This window comes from Amycolatopsis minnesotensis, assembly GCF_039529815.1.
Lineage (GTDB): Bacteria > Actinomycetota > Actinomycetes > Mycobacteriales > Pseudonocardiaceae > Amycolatopsis > Amycolatopsis minnesotensis.
The window spans coordinates 345,056-359,503 of record NZ_BAAANN010000004.1 but is presented as its reverse complement, the minus strand read 5'-3'; the positions used below and the strand labels follow the sequence as shown (position 1 = coordinate 359,503).

The following is a 14,448-nucleotide window of genomic DNA, read 5'->3' as shown; positions in this document are numbered from 1 at the left end:
CGCCCCCGCAAAACCCTCAACTGGCTCACCCCCAAAGAAAAACTCACCATGCTACTGTCCTAAATAGAGCATGTTGCGACCACCGCATGAATCCGCCACCCCTTCGCGGCATCTGACGCCGCAATCTCACCCCTCGCGGCACGTGAGCGTGGTGATGCCGATGCCCTGAAGGTGCCCTTCGCGACATCTAATTCCCTCAAGGGCCCCTTCGGGGCACGCGGCGAGCGGCATGGCGCCGAAGAGAAACAGAGAACCCATCGCGCCTGCACGGCCGCGAAAACGTGGAACCGCCGGGAGCCTGACCCCTGAAAGTGCCCTTCGCGACATCTGACGCCGCGATCCCACCCCTCGCGGCACGTGAACGTCGTGATGGCGATGCCCTGAAGGTGCCCTTCGCGACATCTGACGCCGCAATCTCACCCCTCGCAGCGCGCGAGCGTCGTGATGGCGATGCCCTGAAGGCGCCCTTCGCGACATCAGAATCCCTCAAGGACCCCTTCGGGGCATGCGGGGCCCGCCCGCCACCCGGGTCGGTACGGTCACCCGGTGCGCGTGACGACCGAACCCCCTGCCGGCGAGCCGGAGCCGATCGTGGCGGCACGGCGGCGAAGCGGGCTGCTCGCCGGCGCCGCGGCCGCCTGTCTGGCGGGGTTCGCGGCCACCTACTTCCTGTTCGTGTGGACCCGCCCCGGCCAGGCGTTCGAGTTCCACGTCCTCCAGGGGATCCCGGCGCTGTCCGACACTCCGCCCGTGCTGCGCGCCAGGGCATGGCTTGGCTACGTCACCGAGTACGCGATGGCCGCGGTGGTGGCCGTCATCGTCGTCATCGGGCTCGTGCGGCGGCGGCCCGCGCTCGCGATCGCCGGCGCGGTCACCGTCTGCGCGACGGCGCTGCTCGACCGCGTGCTGGTGCGCTGGGTGCTCACCCGCCCGGAACTGGTCCCCGACCCGATGAACGCCGAGAACAGCTTTCCGAGCGGACACGTCGCGATGTCCGCCTCGGCGCTGCTCGGCCTGCTGATCGTGGTCCCGGTCGCCTGGCGCGGCTGCACCGCGCTGCTGGGTTCGGCACTCGTCGTCGGCGTCGCGGAGATGACGATGACCGTGGGGTGGCACCGGCTCAGCGACACGATCGGCGGGAACCTGCTGGCGCTCGGCATCGCCTGCGTCGCGGTCGCGGTGCCCGTGCGGCTCGGCGGGGTGCGCACGCCGCCGCTGCGGTGGCCGCCGCTCGCGCGCCTGGTGGCGATCGTGCCGCTGCTCGGGTACGTCGCCTGGACGGTGGTGAGCGCCGCCGGGCCCGCCTACGACGTGCTGACGAACGGCGCCGCGGCCGACCCGCCGCGGACGTTCGAGGCCGCGGGCGCCGCCGCGACAGTCGTCAGCGCGCTGACCGTGGTCGCGTTCCTCGGATTGCTGGCCAGAGCGGAACCGGCACCGCGAACGCGCACCCTCTGACGTGCGAAGATGACGTCATGGCCAAAGCACTCCACCTGACCGGCAACGCCGAGGCGGACAAGCTGCTCAGCAAGGATCCGTTCGCGCTGTTGACGGGGCTCCTGCTGGACCAGCAGTTCCCGATGGAACACGCCTTCGCGGGGCCGCAGAAGATCGCGGACCGGATGGACGGGTTCAGCATCACCAAGATCGCCGGCGCCGATCTCGAAGAGTTCGTGGAGCTGTGCGTGACCCCGCCCGCGATCCACCGCTACGGCGGCTCGATGGCACGCCGCGTGCACGCGCTGGCGCACCACGTGCTGGAGCACTACGACGGCAAGACCGACAGGATCTGGAAGTCCGGCAAGCCCGACGCCAAAGAGGTGCTCCGCCGGGTGAAGGCGCTGCCGGGCTACGGCGACCAGAAGGCCAGGATCTTCGTCGCGCTGCTGGGCAAGCAGCTCGGCGTCACCCCGGACGGCTGGCGGGAAGCGGCCGGTGCCTACGGCGACGACGGCTCGCGCCGGTCCATCGCGGACGTGACCAGCCCGGAAACGCTGGCCGAGGTCCGCGCCTTCAAGAAGGCGGCAAAAGCCGCCGCGAAGACCAAATAGCGCGATCACGAAAGGCGGGCCGGTGCATTTCCACCGGCCCGCCTTTTTTCATCGGCGCCGAAGCGGCCCGGTGTTGCACTGCGGACAGGAAACCAGGGCTGCCCGATCGTCCCTCGATCCTGGCCGTTCGTACCCCCGAATCGCGTCACACGCCCACCACCTGCACCAATGCCGTCGAATATCTTTTGACAAACGGGTTGCCATCAGGTGACCTGAATCACAGCGGGACATCTTTTCGTGTTCGCGGACATCCTTCCCATTGAAAGCGGAACGCCAATGCGGACCACCGGAAACGCGATATCGAGGAGAAGAAATGAACGTCAAGGGAATCATCAGCGGCACTGCGGTCCGGCGTGGCGCGACGGCGGTCGTCGCACTGGCGGCGGCGGTGGGGGCGCTGGGCGCCTGCTCCGCCGAGCAGACCGGCGGCACCGCGCAGGCGAACCCCACCGCGGGAGCCGGAGCCGGGCTCGGCGCCGCGCCGGTGAACACCCCGGACACCGTGCCGGCCGACCCCGCGGCCGACGCCGCCGAGGCGGCTGATGCCCCGGACGCACCGCAGGGCAGCGCGGGCGGCCAGGGCGCGGCGATGGACGCGAAGGGGACCCGTGGCCACGGCGGCTTCAAGACGCCGGAGTGCAAGAAGCTGAAGGTGTCGACGTCGCAGCCGAGGAAGCTCAACGGCAGCGACTCGCAGTGGCAGCTCCCGATCATGCTGACCAACCAGGGCGGCACGGCGTGCGTCGTGCGCGGGTTCCCCGGCGTGCGCCTTGACGGCGCCGACGGCACCTCGTGGGACATGCGGCGCACGACCGAAGCGAAGAAGCCGATGACCTTGGCGCCGGGGCAGCACACCAGCGCGAACCTCACCTACCTCGTCGACGACACCCCCGGCGGGTGGAAGATCGCCAAGATGGCGGTGACGCCGCCGCACACCTACAACACACAGATCCTGGACTGGCCGGTCGGCCGCGCCCTCGTCAAGCAGGACGGCGCGACCCACCCCGGCACCTACATCAGCCCGATCCAGGTCCGGTGACCGCGGCCGGGAACGGGGTGGGCCACCCGGCCAACCCCGTTCAGCGCGGCGATGCGGCCGCGCCGCATCGCGTGATCGCAGGTCTCGAAGTCGTTTCGAGAGGGCGGCGAAGTGACTGTCAGAATAGCTTTTGCGTTAACAGGAACACCGGCCTCGCGGCTTCCGGGTACGACTGCCGGGCACGGCACCGAAACCGAGGAGCCAGCCGATGACGAACCCCGAGCGACCGGACCGGAAACGCAGACACCCGCACCAGGAAAGTGACACGTACCGGACACCGTTCCAGCGCGACAGGGACCGGGTGCTCTATTCGTCCGCGTTCCGGCGCCTGTCCGGTGTCACCCAGGTCGCGGCGGTCAACGAGCAGCAGGTACTGCACAACCGGCTGACGCACAGCCTCAAGGTCGCCCAGCTCGGCCGCGGTATCGTGCACTACCTCGAAAGCGAGACGACGGAAGACACCCGCGACCTGTTCGACCAAGCCGGTCTGAATGCCACGGTCGTGGAGACGGCCGGGCTCGTGCACGATATCGGCCATCCCCCTTTCGGGCATGCCACCGAAGCGGTTCTCGACGAACGGCTTTCCGCGATCGCCAGACTGGACGGATTCGAGGGCAACGCACAGTCGTTCCGCATCGTCACCAAGCTCGCCCGAAGACGGACGGAGCATTCCGGCCTCAACCTGACCAGGGCGACCCTGAACGCCATGTTGAAGTACCCGTGTCCACGACAGGAAACCGCGCGCTCGAAAGAATTCACCCGACCCGCTTGGACCGATCGCGGGCACGGAACCAAATGGGGCGCCTACCAAAGCGAACTCGAGGACTTCAGATGGGCGCGCGAGGACAGCACCAAAGACCTTCGCTCCGCGAACGCCGTGGTCATGGACTGGGCCGACGACATCTCCTACGCGACCCACGACATCGAGGACTACTTCCGAGCCGGACTGATCCCCCTGCACAACCTGGAAATCGACCGGAAGCGGATCTTGAAACACGGGTTCAATCGACTGAACCGGTACTCCGATTTCGACAAGATACTCTTCGAACAAGCCGTACAGAGCATGATCGAGAAGTTTCAAGAGAAGATCAAGTCGCCGCATTGGGACACGAACAAGAACCGCGCCGCACTCGGTTCGATCACTACGAAGCACATCGTTTCCTGCATACAGGCAACGGAACTCGTCGACAAGGAACCCTTCGTTACAGTCAAGCCAGCGGCCCAGTACGACATTGAAGCGCTCAAAGAGCTGACCTGGTTCTACGTGATCGACCGGCCGTCGCTCGCCATGACCCAGGAAGGACAGAAGCGCATCATCGGCTCCCTGTTCGACCAGCTCACCGACTGCCTCCGCAAGTCGTCGAAGAGCAAGCGCATTCCGACTCAGTTGCGGGCCATCTACCAGGGCCTGAAAGAGGATCGCGAATTCATGGGGCTGCCCGGGTCAACCAAGGAGGGCCGCCGCGCGAAAGCGGTGGCCGACTACATCTGCCTGCTCACCGAGGCACAGGCGGTGGATCTGGGGGAACGCCTCAGCGGCCGGTCTCGCAACTCGATGTTCGGCCCCTGGTTCGCCTAGCCTTCGCGGTGGATCTAGAACCCGTCGTGCGGGGTCTCCAGCAGGCGGGCGATGTAGCCTCGTCGCGGCGGTAGCAGGTCCGCTTTCCCCGCCGGGTGGCGACCGTCGGCCCGGCTCGCCGCTGGATGTCGGGCACGCGGACCGGCGCAGGGCGACTTCGATGTGTGTGGCGCGGCGGCCACCGGGACCAGGTGGCGCTGCCCGCGGTGATCGGCAACGACGTGTCCGGCGCGGTGGTCGAGAACGGCCCGGGGCGGACGACTTCCAGGGGAACGGGTCCTGGGCGGGTCGGCTCGGTCGCGGTCCAGGTCGCCAGCGCTGGGCGCCGTCTTCGCCAACACCGGTACAGCCCTGACGTCAGGGGCGGGCGTGCACACCGATGCCTCCGGAGACGGTGAGGTTGTCGCCGGTGATGTACCCGGCCGCGTCCGAGGCGAGGAAGGCGACGGCTTCGGCGATGTCGGCGGGAGTGCCGACACGGCCGAGCGGGACGCCTTCACCCCAGGAGTCGATCATGTCCTGGGAGACGCCCATCTTGCCGTACGCGGGCGTGTCGATCAGGCCAGGGCTGACGGCGTTGACGCGGATGCGGCGCGGGGCGAGTTCGAGCGCGAGCGATCGCACGAGCGGCAGCAGCGCGCCCTTGGCGGCCGTCATGGCGGACCCGAGCCCTTCACCGGCGCCGACGGTGAACACGACCGAGGCGCCCTCGCCGAGGAGCGGGAGCGCCTTTTGCAGGGTGAAGAAGCTGCCCTTGACGTTGATGTCGAACAGGGCGTCGAAGGCGTCTTCGCCGGTGGACTCGATCGGGCCGGGGCGGGAGATGCCCGCGTTGAGGAAGAGCAGGTCGAGAGAGCCGAACTGTCGTCGCGCCTGGTCGATCGCGTGGTCGAGGTCGGACAGTGCCCGTGCGTCGGCGCGGACGACCACGACCTCTTCGGGAAGTCCGGCGTCGAGCGTGCCGAGGCCGGTGACCATGACGCGGTAGCCGCGGGAGTGGAGCAGTTCGGCGGTCGCCTTGCCGATGCCGCTGGTGCCACCGGTGATCAGAGCCGCGGGTGCGGACATGTGCGTTCCTTCGTTCGTTCCTGGGAGCCGAACGACAGCGTACGCCAGTTTGGCAGTCACTGCCGAGTATCGCCTGAGTGCCGATCTGGCAGTGCCACAGCTAAGCTGGTGACATGGAGCGGGAAGCCAAGGCGGGGAAGGCCACGCTGTGGGATCGGACCCGGCAGCTCGCCTCACGGGAGATCCTCGAGACGGCGCTGCGCCTGTTCACCGAGCAGGGCTACGACGAGACGCCGATTGCCCAGATCGCCAAAGAAGCCGGTGTCTCCCAGCGCACCCTCTTCCGCTACTTCGGCACCAAAGAGGACCTTCTCGGCGGCAACCAGGAGCGGTTCGGGCAGGTGCTGACTCACGCGATCAGCGCACAGCCCGCCGAAGCCGGCGTCTGGGCGGCACTGCGCGCGGGGGTTGCCGCCGTCCACGCCTTGCACGACAGCCACGAACAGGCGCTGGCGCGGTTCCGCCTCCTGCACAACACCGCCTCGCTGCGTGCCGGCTGGCTGGAAAAACGACTGCGATTCCAGGAGGACCTGCTGCCGCTCGTCAAAGCGCGCATGGCCGCCGCGACGGATCTGCAGGCGACGGCGGTGCTCGCGACCGCGTTCGCGTGCCTGGACGCCGCGTCGATGGCGTGGGTCGACGACGACGGCAGGGGCGAGATCATGGATCGCTACGACGAGTGCCTTGCCGCCGTGCGCGGCTGACACCGGTCGCCGACGCCGAGCTTGCCGTAGATGTTCAGCGGGTGCGTCTTGACGGTGGCCAGCACCGCCGCGACGGATGGGGGAAGGCGCCGTGCGCAGCGGGTCGGCCCGTCCATCACCGGCATGCGCGGGTCCATCGGGATCACCCCGGGCGCCAGCTCCCCGGCGAGCCGGATCGCTTCGACGCCGATCGGATCGTTCAGGTGCCCCCGACGGCGCGACCGGGACGCGGGCCGAGATTCCCGTGCCCTGCCCCGGTTCCGATTCGATTTCCACGGTCCTCGCACCCGTCCAGCGCGACCTCACGCTCCTAATAGGACAGTGTGACGTTCTCGATGACCGCGTTTCCGCCATGGCGTTTCACCCGTGCCGACGTCGGCCCGTTCACCGTGCCGGCGCGGAATGCTCAGTAATCCGAGACGAGATCCGACGGCCGCATCGTCAGCGCGTACGGCTGGCCGATTTCGGCGAGTTCGTCGTCGAAGACCTCGCCCACCGCCGTGTAGGCGTCGCCGTCGAGCCGGAACCAGCTCATGCTCGGCGCCTTCGGGTCGATCACCCAGTAGTGCGGGCAGCCGGCCCGCGCGAGCGTGGCCGGCTTGAGGTACCGGTCGATATGCCTGCTGGAGGGGGAAACCACCTCGACCGCGAGCACCGGCACGCCCACCAGCGCGCGCTCGGTGAAGTCCGCGCGCCTGCCGATCACCACGTCCGGGATGAGCACCGTGTGCTCGTCGAGCACGACGTCCACCGGCGCGGGGAGCACCTCGCACTCGGCGGGGCAACCAGGGGTGAGTGCCGCGAGCACGCGCGCGACCACCCGTTGGTGCAGCGGACGCGGTGACGGGCTCACCAGAAGGGTCCCGTCCACCAGTTCGTACCGACGCCGTTCATCGGTGATCGACTCCAGGTCCCGACGGGTGAGACGGTCTCCGTGTGCGAACGCCGGGACTGTCTCCATCGTGCCCCCACATCGGCCAGGTGAGAATCGATCAGGATCAGGGTAGTCGTGCACAGCCCGCAGCGCGAACGACGTCCGGCGCACGGAAACGCACGGGCAGCCCATACCGGGCCGAAGAATTCTGTGCGTGCGATCACCGGCGGTGAATGCGGCGGCGGGAAATCGCACGAACAGAGTAGGAAAACCCGCGATTACCCGGCCATTGGAGTGATGATCGAGAATTCCCGAACACGCCATTCGTCGTAATCCGGATCGACACTCCGGCACAACCTCGGGGAAACCCGGCGGCACGACCGCGAAATTACCCTGGTGTGGTGACCCAGACCAGGGTAACCACTTTGTACCGCATGGCCGACGTCGGACCGGATGAACTGCACCGCCTCGTGGTGGACCGGGCGCGGCACGACCACGAGTTCCGCGAGGTCGACTTCGGTGCCGCGCAAGGACTTCTCGTCGCGGGGCAGACCGACGAGCACGACGTCGAATGGGTGCGGGCGATCCGCGCGCTCACCGGGGTGGACCTCGCCTTCTCCACCTCGACGTCGTCGGCGGCGCTGTTCCTCCGCGTCGACGACGCCACCTACGCGCTGACCTACGGGCACGGCTGGCACTTCCTGCGCGACGATCTGATCGACCACCAGTTCGCGCTGCGGGTGGCGGTGCGCACGGTGAACCCCGACGAGATCAGGGACATCACGCGCTGGGCGCTGTCCGCGAAGGCCCGCGTGGACCGGAACCTGGTGCCCGCGCGGCAGGGCCTGTGGGAGTTCGGGCTGCGCGAGCACGCCGAAATCATCCGGCAGCTCAACGGGAGGGCGCGCCTGCACCTGCTCGGCGGGCTCACGCACGTTCGCGAACGCGGTGACCGCAAGCTCCAGCTCAGCCTGGACTGCGGGCAGTCGCTGAAGGTCCCGCTCGCCGTCGACCGGGCGCACCTGGTCGGCGATCTGCGCGCGCTGAGCGCGATCGAACGCGACCAGCCGCCGCACGACCAGCTCGCGCCGCTGCTGTGGGTGCGGCGCGTGCCGAGCCGGACGCCGCAGCGCGCGGAGCTGGACGGCGCGGTCGCCGAACTGCTGGCCGAGCCCGATCCGGCGCGCGGGGAAATCGGCGTCGCCTACCCGGCCCGCTACTACGAGGGCCCCGACATCCACTACTACACCGGCCGGGTCGCCGGTACGCACCTGCGCACCGAGGAGCTGACCTGCGACCACCTCGCCGAGCCCCTGGCCGCCCTCCCCCGCGACGAATGGCACCGTGCGCTGTCCGCCGGGCGCATCGAAGGACGGCGGGAGGACGACGAGGAACTCGGCGGCGAACTACCCGCGTTGCACTGGCTGGCCGCGGAAATCGCCGACAGGGACGCGCGGTACATCCTCATCGACGGCGACTGGTACCGCATCGGCGACGAGTACCTGCGCCACGTCAGGAAGGTCAGCCGCACCGCGTTCGAACGGGCGCTGCCGTGGCGCCTCCCCGCGTGGAAAGACGCGCCCCGCAACGCGAAGACGGGCAAGGTGCACGAGGAGGACTACAACCGGTACGTGGCGCGGACGTTGCCCGGTTTCCTGTGCCTCGACCGGAAACTGGTGCCGGGCCGCACGCATCCCAGCGGCTTCGAGGCGTGCGATCTGCTCGGCCCCGACAACGAACTGGTGCACGTCAAGAAGACCAGCGGCCGCACCGGCTCGTCACCGCTGAGCCACCTGTTCGCACAGGGCCTGGTTTCGATGGAGAGCCTCACCGATCCGGAAACCTGGCACCGGTTCCGCGGCCTGGTCGCGCAACAGAGCCCCGAACGCGCGCGGAACCTCGGCACGCGACCGCATTCGGTCGTCTACGCCATTCACCGGACCGACAAACCGCTCACCCCGGAAACGCTGTTCACCTTCGCCCGCTCCGCGCTCGCGTCGGCGTGCGTCACCTCGACCGCGAACGGGATCCCGGTCTCGGTCGCGATCATCCCCTGACCGCGATCAGGCCGGGTAGGGCGTTTTCGCCCGCGCTTCGCGCAGCGCTTCGGCCCACCACAGCAATTGCGTCGTCAGCACGTGCAACGCCTTTTCCGCGGCGAAATCGGGGTATTCGGTGCTGTCGTCGGCGAGCGGGCCCCACGGGTTGTGCAGGCTCACCGTCTCGCGGATGGTCACGGTGTGCAGTTCCGCGAAGACCGGGCGAAGCGCTTCGACCGCGCGCAGGCCGCCCGCCATCCCGCCGTAGGAAACGAATCCCACCGGCTTGGCCCTCCACTGTGGACCGACGGCGTCGATCGCGGTCTTCAGCGGGCCGGGGAAGCTGTGGTTGTACTCGGGTGTCACCACGATCACGCCGTCGGCGCTGCCGATCGTTTCGGCGAAGCCCTCGACATCGGGATGGTGGGTCATCGTCGACGGGAACGTGTGGCCGTCGAGGTCGATCAGCATCGGCTCCAGCGGTTCGCCAGCCAGCCGCCCGGCGACCCACCTGCCGACGCCGTCGCCGATCCGGCCCTCGCGGACGCTCCCGATGATCACCGCGATCCTGGGCAGTGCGGTCATTTTCCGATCCTTTCCGTTGTCGTTTCATGGTGGGGAACACGAAGCAGCGCTGCCGTCACCGCGACCGCGGCCACGGACAGCCCGGCCAGCACCGCGAACGCCCAGCCGAACTCGAGCGCGCGGGACAGCGGGATCACCACCAGCGCGCCGCCGACCGCCCCGCCGATCCGCATGCCGATGTTCGTCAGCACCGTCGCGTCGCCGAGGTCGTCCGGCGAGACCCTCGTGTAGGCGACCACCGACGTGGGCATCATCGACAGCCCGAGCCCGACACCGCGCACGAACAGCAGTACCTGCACGAGGAACATCGACGGCGTACCGCCGAACCACAGGAACGGCAGCGTGCTCAGCAGCACCAGGCTCGTTCCGGCCACCGCGATCCGCGCGCCGCCGTACCGGTCGGTCAGCCTGCCGGCCACGATCATCACCAGCGAGGTGCCGAGGCCGAGCGGCACCAGCAGCAGCCCCGTGGACGCCGCGCCGTGCCCGAGCCGGATCTGCAGCCACAGCGGCAGCAGCACGATCGCGCCGTACATCGCGGCCGAGCTGAGCAGCACGCTGCTCAGTGCCAGCGAGATCGCCCGCACCCGGAACAGCCGCAGTGCCAGCACCGGGTTCGGCACGCGGCGCGAACGGCGGACGAACACCGCGCCCAGCACCAGGCTCAGCGCGAGCAGCGCCCAGTGCGGCGGCGCCGATGCGGTGCGCACGGCGCCGAGTTCGGTCAGCGCGTAGACGAGCATCGGGACGCTGACCGTGGCGAGCGCCAGCCCCCGGTGGTCGAGCCGTGCCGTCGCGCCGCGTTCGCCCGGCGGCACGAGCCGCAGGCCGAGCAGCACCGCGACCAGCCCGATCGGCAGGTTCACCCAGAACAGCGACGGCCACCGGAAGTGCGCCAGCAGCAGCCCGCCGAGGCTCGGGCCGACGAGCGGGGCGGCCCCGACCACGATGCCGAGCGTGCCCATCAGCCTGCCCATCCTGGCCGGGCCGACCACGATGCCGATCACCGTCTGTCCACTCGCGACCATCACGCCGCCGGCGATCGCCTGCAGCACCCGCGCCGCGATGAGCGCGGGCAGCGTCGGCGACAGCGCGCACGCCGCGGACAGCACCAGGAACGCGACCAGCGAAAGCAGCCACAGCCGCCCGGCGCCGAACCTGCGCACGAGCCACGGCGTCACCGGCAGCGCCGCCGAAAGCCCGAGCAGGTAGCCGGTGACGACCCACTGCACGCCGTCGAGCGCGACGCCGAGGTCGTGCCGCAGGGTCTCCAGCCCGATCGAGACGATCGGGCCGTCCATGTTCGCCACGAACCCGCCCAGCGCGATGACCGCCGAGGCGTACCAGGCGGAACGCGGGATCGGTTCGAGAGTGCTCTTCGTGCTCACCTGGGCTACGCTAAAACTGAAACCTTGGTTGAAGTCAACTGTGAAGCAGGACACTTCGGGGGAAGGAGTTCCCATGAGCGCGCCCGCCGTGAAGGCGTCCATCGGGATGCGGGAACTGGCGGACCGGAGCGGGGTCGCCCCGTCCGCGATCCGCTTCTACGACCGCAACGGGCTCATCCACGCCGAGCGCACGAGCGGGAACCAGCGGCGGTTCCACGAGACCACCGCCTGCGTCATCAAGGTCATCCGCGTCGCGCAGCGCGTCGGGCTGTCCGTCGCCGAGATCCGGGAACTGACCGACCGGCTCCCGCCGCCGGAGCGGATCGGGCTGGACGACTGGTTCCGGTTCCGCTCCGCGCTCGAAGACGAGGTCCGCCAGCGCATCGCGGCACTGAACTCCGCGCTCGACGACCTCACCGGGGACACCGCGCTCTGCAGAGTCCCCCCGGCCTGACGGGGACCGGGCCTGCCCTGAAGGATGCTCCCGTAGAGGCCAAGGTGGGTCCGGTGCGGCATGCCCCGAAGGTCACCTTCCGGGCATCAGCGCTGCCACCCCGTCCACCGCGAGGGGCCAGATCGCGGCGTCAGATTCCCCCAAGGCGCCCTTCGGGGAATCGAGGCCCGCCGCTCCCTTCGCGGCCGACGTGGTCGTATGTCCCCCGATGACCACCATGACGGCAACAAATGCCACGACGGCACCCCGAATGCCCACCAGGCCCGCACGATACGGTCCACCGCCCGCACATGCCCCGAAGGCGCCCTTCACGGCATCCCATTCCCCCAAGGCGCCCTTCAGCGCATCAACGCTGCCACCCCACCCACCGCGAAGGGGCCAGATCGCGGCGTCAGATTCCCCCAAGGCGCCCTTCAGGGCTTGAACGCGCCGCCGGAAAGCTAACGGCGGGCGAGCCAGACGACGTCGGGTTCGCCGCGGGGCACCGGGATTTCGAGCACCTGGACCTCGCTGAACCGCCCGCGCAGGCGGCGCGTGAAGGCGGCGCTCGCCTCCGCGCTCCACACCGCGAGCACGCCACCCGGCCGCAGCCGCGCGGAGAGCATGTCGAGCCCCGCGGCCGAGTACAGCGCGGCGTTCCCGTCGGTCACGGTCCACTGTGGACCATTGTCGATGTCGAGGCACAGCGCGTCGAAGCGTTCGTCGGTGCTGTCCAGCCAGGACACCAGATCCGCTTCGACGACGGTCACCCGCTCATCGGAAAGCGCGTCACCGTGCACGTCGCGCAGCGGTCCGGTCCGGTTCCACTCGACCACCGCGGGCTCCCGCTCGATCACGAAGATCTCGCCGATCCCGTCGTGGTCCAGCGCGGCCCGCAGCGAGAACCCGACGCCGAGCCCGCCGATGAGCACGCGCGCGCGGCCGGGCACCGAATCCGCGGCCACCGAAACCAGCAGCCGCTCCGATTCGCCGTTGCGGGTGTCCATCAGGAACACGCCGTTGGCGATCACCTCGAAATCGGCGTCGACCCGGCGCAGCACGAGCTCGCCGCACACACCGCGGACCCTCTCCAGCACCTCGCTCACGGGTGCCACGATAGTCACGTCGTCGCGAACAGCCCCAGCGTGCGGTCGGCGCGGATGCCGTCGAGCTCGTCGCGCCAGATGGCGTAGAACCCGGCCTCCTCCTTCGAGCGCAGCTCCACCCCGTCCGCCGCGGCGATCTCCGGCGAGGACTGGACGGCCTTTTCCAGCACGTCCTTCGCGCCGGACCCGTCGCCGAACTGCTCCTTGCCGCGGCGCAGGATCTCCTCGGGGACCCAGCCCTCGAACGCGTCGCGGAGGAGCTTCTTCTCCTCGACACCGGGCCCGGTCATCTTGTGCTCCGGCGGGATCGACAGCGCCAGCTCGATCACGTCGCGGTCGAGGAACGGCACGCGCGCCTCCATGCCGTACGCCATCGTGGTCCGATCGCAGCGCTGGAGGTTGAGGTGGTGCAGCTCGCCGACCGTGCGCACCAGCTCGGCCTGCAGCGCGTCCGGGTCGGTGAACGGCGCTTCGTGGTAGTAGGAGTAGCCCGCGAAAAGCTCGTCGGCGCCTTCACCGGTGAGCACCGCGTGCACGCGCTTCGACGCGTACTCGGCGAGCAGCATGTTCGGCACCGCGCTGCGCACGAGCGACGGGTCGTAGTGCTCGATCGCACGCACGGCCTTCGGCAGCGCGGCGATCGCGTCCTCCCGCGTCATCACGATCTCGTGGTGCTCGGTGCCGAGGAACTCGGCGACCACCTTGGCCGCGGCCAGGTCCGAGCTGCCCGGCGCGCCCACCGCGAACGTCGGCAACGGCTGGCCGTGCCGCTTCGCGTATTCGGCGGCGACGGCGGCCACGATCGCCGAATCGAGCCCGCCCGAGAGGAACACGCCGATCCCGACGTCGCTCATCATCCGGTTCTCGACGGCGCTCACGATCGTCTCGCGCACCGACTTGAGCAGGCTTTCGTCCCACACGCCGGGCTCCTCGGCACGGCGCGCGGGGCGCACGTGCGAAGGAATGGCGTCGGCGAACCGCACCAGCCCCGACGCCGGGCTCCAGCAGCAGCCCGGCGGGAAGCTCTCCACCAGCGGCCGGTCCGCCTCGTCGAACGCGCGCAGTTCGCTGGCGAACAGCGTCACGCCGGCACGGCGCGCCCAGTAGAGCGGTTTCACACCGAGCGAATCGCGCGCGACGAGGAACTCGCCGTCGGAGGTCATGAACGCGAGCGCGAACATGCCGCGCAGGCGCGCCAGCCCGGCCGGGCCGTCGACGATCAGCGCGTGCAGGGCCGCTTCGCTGTCGGAGCCGGTCTCGAACAGCTCGTGCCCGAGGTCCTCCCTGATGTGGCGGTGGTTGTAGATCTCACCGTTGGCCACCAGGTAGGTGGTCCCGTCCACGTCGCTCAGCGGCTGGGCCCCGCCGCCGACGTCCATAATGGACAGACGCTGGTGGCCGAGCCACACGTTCCCCCGCCGGATCTCCCCGGTGTCATCGGGACCGCGATGCTTGATCCGGCCCAACATCTCACGGCACATCTGGACATCGACTTCGCCGACCGCGGCAACGATTCCACACACAGTGCGTGGCACCTCCTGAGGTTGCCGACCGATTCTAGTTGGCACAGTGCGGAAATGCC

The 14,448-nt window shown here is 69.3% G+C and carries 14 protein-coding genes; 7 read left to right on the top strand and 7 right to left on the bottom strand.

What is annotated here, in order from left to right; genetic code table 11:
- Window positions 1-546 precede the first annotated feature (546 nt).
- From ABD256_RS07345 to ABD256_RS07330, 4 genes are all read left to right on the top strand, one after another.
- Complete coding sequence (locus ABD256_RS07345) at window positions 547-1,458, top strand: phosphatase PAP2 family protein (RefSeq protein ID WP_344414864.1); 912 nt, start codon at window positions 547-549, stop codon at window positions 1,456-1,458.
- A 17-nt stretch (window positions 1,459-1,475) separates the two neighbouring features.
- Complete coding sequence (locus ABD256_RS07340) at window positions 1,476-2,051, top strand: HhH-GPD-type base excision DNA repair protein (protein ID WP_344414862.1); 576 nt, start codon at window positions 1,476-1,478, stop codon at window positions 2,049-2,051.
- Window positions 2,052-2,364: 313 nt separating this feature from the next.
- Window positions 2,365-3,090 carry a DUF4232 domain-containing protein gene (locus ABD256_RS07335; RefSeq protein ID WP_344414860.1) on the top strand — a complete coding sequence of 242 codons (726 nt, stop codon included), beginning with the start codon at window positions 2,365-2,367 and terminating at the stop codon, window positions 3,088-3,090.
- A gap of 208 nt (window positions 3,091-3,298) precedes the next feature.
- On the top strand, window positions 3,299-4,669 hold the full coding sequence (locus tag ABD256_RS07330; protein WP_344414858.1) for a deoxyguanosinetriphosphate triphosphohydrolase family protein: 1,371 nt from the start codon (window positions 3,299-3,301) through the stop codon (window positions 4,667-4,669).
- A gap of 357 nt (window positions 4,670-5,026) precedes the next feature.
- Here ABD256_RS07330 and ABD256_RS07325 read toward each other — a convergent pair whose 3' ends face one another.
- Window positions 5,027-5,737 (bottom strand): SDR family NAD(P)-dependent oxidoreductase, encoded by a 711-nt coding sequence (locus ABD256_RS07325; RefSeq protein WP_344414856.1) that lies wholly within the window; start codon window positions 5,735-5,737, stop codon window positions 5,027-5,029.
- A gap of 113 nt (window positions 5,738-5,850) precedes the next feature.
- On the opposite strand from ABD256_RS07325, the gene ABD256_RS07320 reads away from it, so the two are divergent.
- Window positions 5,851-6,441 carry a TetR/AcrR family transcriptional regulator gene (locus ABD256_RS07320; protein ID WP_344414854.1) on the top strand — a complete coding sequence of 197 codons (591 nt, stop codon included), beginning with the start codon at window positions 5,851-5,853 and terminating at the stop codon, window positions 6,439-6,441.
- Here the strand turns inward: ABD256_RS07320 and ABD256_RS07315 are convergent.
- The gene (locus ABD256_RS07315; protein WP_344414852.1) at window positions 6,408-6,578 is read right to left on the bottom strand and encodes a helix-turn-helix domain-containing protein; all 171 of its coding nucleotides are present in this window, start codon (window positions 6,576-6,578) and stop codon (window positions 6,408-6,410) included. The genes ABD256_RS07320 and ABD256_RS07315 overlap by 34 nt on opposite strands.
- A 269-nt stretch (window positions 6,579-6,847) precedes the next feature.
- Window positions 6,848-7,402, bottom strand: a complete 555-nt coding sequence (locus ABD256_RS07310) for a Uma2 family endonuclease (protein WP_344414850.1) — start codon at window positions 7,400-7,402, stop codon at window positions 6,848-6,850.
- A gap of 314 nt (window positions 7,403-7,716) precedes the next feature.
- On the opposite strand from ABD256_RS07310, the gene ABD256_RS07305 reads away from it, so the two are divergent.
- Window positions 7,717-9,372, top strand: a complete 1,656-nt coding sequence (locus ABD256_RS07305; RefSeq protein ID WP_344414848.1) for a DUF6119 family protein — start codon at window positions 7,717-7,719, stop codon at window positions 9,370-9,372.
- Window positions 9,373-9,378: 6 nt separating this feature from the next.
- Here ABD256_RS07305 and ABD256_RS07300 read toward each other — a convergent pair whose 3' ends face one another.
- Together ABD256_RS07300 and ABD256_RS07295 are read right to left on the bottom strand one after the other, a co-directional pair.
- The gene (locus ABD256_RS07300; protein WP_344414846.1) at window positions 9,379-9,939 is read right to left on the bottom strand and encodes an NADPH-dependent FMN reductase; all 561 of its coding nucleotides are present in this window, start codon (window positions 9,937-9,939) and stop codon (window positions 9,379-9,381) included.
- On the bottom strand, window positions 9,936-11,327 hold the full coding sequence (locus ABD256_RS07295) for a DHA2 family efflux MFS transporter permease subunit (protein ID WP_344414844.1): 1,392 nt from the start codon (window positions 11,325-11,327) through the stop codon (window positions 9,936-9,938). The genes ABD256_RS07300 and ABD256_RS07295 overlap by 4 nt, the downstream gene beginning before the upstream one ends.
- A 73-nt stretch (window positions 11,328-11,400) precedes the next feature.
- Between ABD256_RS07295 and ABD256_RS07290 the strand changes: the two genes are divergently transcribed.
- Window positions 11,401-11,781: a MerR family transcriptional regulator gene (locus tag ABD256_RS07290; RefSeq protein WP_344414842.1), complete on the top strand. Its 381-nt coding sequence runs from the start codon at window positions 11,401-11,403 to the stop codon at window positions 11,779-11,781.
- Window positions 11,782-12,221: 440 nt separating this feature from the next.
- Here ABD256_RS07290 and ABD256_RS07285 read toward each other — a convergent pair whose 3' ends face one another.
- Window positions 12,222-12,866, bottom strand: a complete 645-nt coding sequence (locus tag ABD256_RS07285) for a spermine/spermidine synthase domain-containing protein (protein WP_344414840.1) — start codon at window positions 12,864-12,866, stop codon at window positions 12,222-12,224.
- Between the two features lie 14 nt (window positions 12,867-12,880).
- Window positions 12,881-14,401: an asparagine synthase (glutamine-hydrolyzing) gene (asnB, locus tag ABD256_RS07280; RefSeq protein WP_344414838.1), complete on the bottom strand. Its 1,521-nt coding sequence runs from the start codon at window positions 14,399-14,401 to the stop codon at window positions 12,881-12,883.
- Window positions 14,402-14,448: the final 47 nt, after the last annotated feature.

What these genes read in the sequence shown, in the direction of transcription:
- ABD256_RS07310 (WP_344414850.1), bottom strand. Translation starts at nt 7,402, where the DNA reads ATGGAGACAGTCCCGGCGTTCGCACACGGAGACCGTCTCACCCGTCGG.
- ABD256_RS07320 (WP_344414854.1), top strand. Translation starts at nt 5,851, where the DNA reads ATGGAGCGGGAAGCCAAGGCGGGGAAGGCCACGCTGTGGGATCGGACC.
- ABD256_RS07300 (WP_344414846.1), bottom strand. Translation starts at nt 9,939, where the DNA reads ATGACCGCACTGCCCAGGATCGCGGTGATCATCGGGAGCGTCCGCGAG.
- ABD256_RS07315 (WP_344414852.1), bottom strand. Translation starts at nt 6,578, where the DNA reads ATGGACCCGCGCATGCCGGTGATGGACGGGCCGACCCGCTGCGCACGG.
- ABD256_RS07290 (WP_344414842.1), top strand. Translation starts at nt 11,401, where the DNA reads ATGAGCGCGCCCGCCGTGAAGGCGTCCATCGGGATGCGGGAACTGGCG.
- ABD256_RS07335 (WP_344414860.1), top strand. Translation starts at nt 2,365, where the DNA reads ATGAACGTCAAGGGAATCATCAGCGGCACTGCGGTCCGGCGTGGCGCG.
- ABD256_RS07340 (WP_344414862.1), top strand. Translation starts at nt 1,476, where the DNA reads ATGGCCAAAGCACTCCACCTGACCGGCAACGCCGAGGCGGACAAGCTG.
- ABD256_RS07330 (WP_344414858.1), top strand. Translation starts at nt 3,299, where the DNA reads ATGACGAACCCCGAGCGACCGGACCGGAAACGCAGACACCCGCACCAG.
- ABD256_RS07325 (WP_344414856.1), bottom strand. Translation starts at nt 5,737, where the DNA reads ATGTCCGCACCCGCGGCTCTGATCACCGGTGGCACCAGCGGCATCGGC.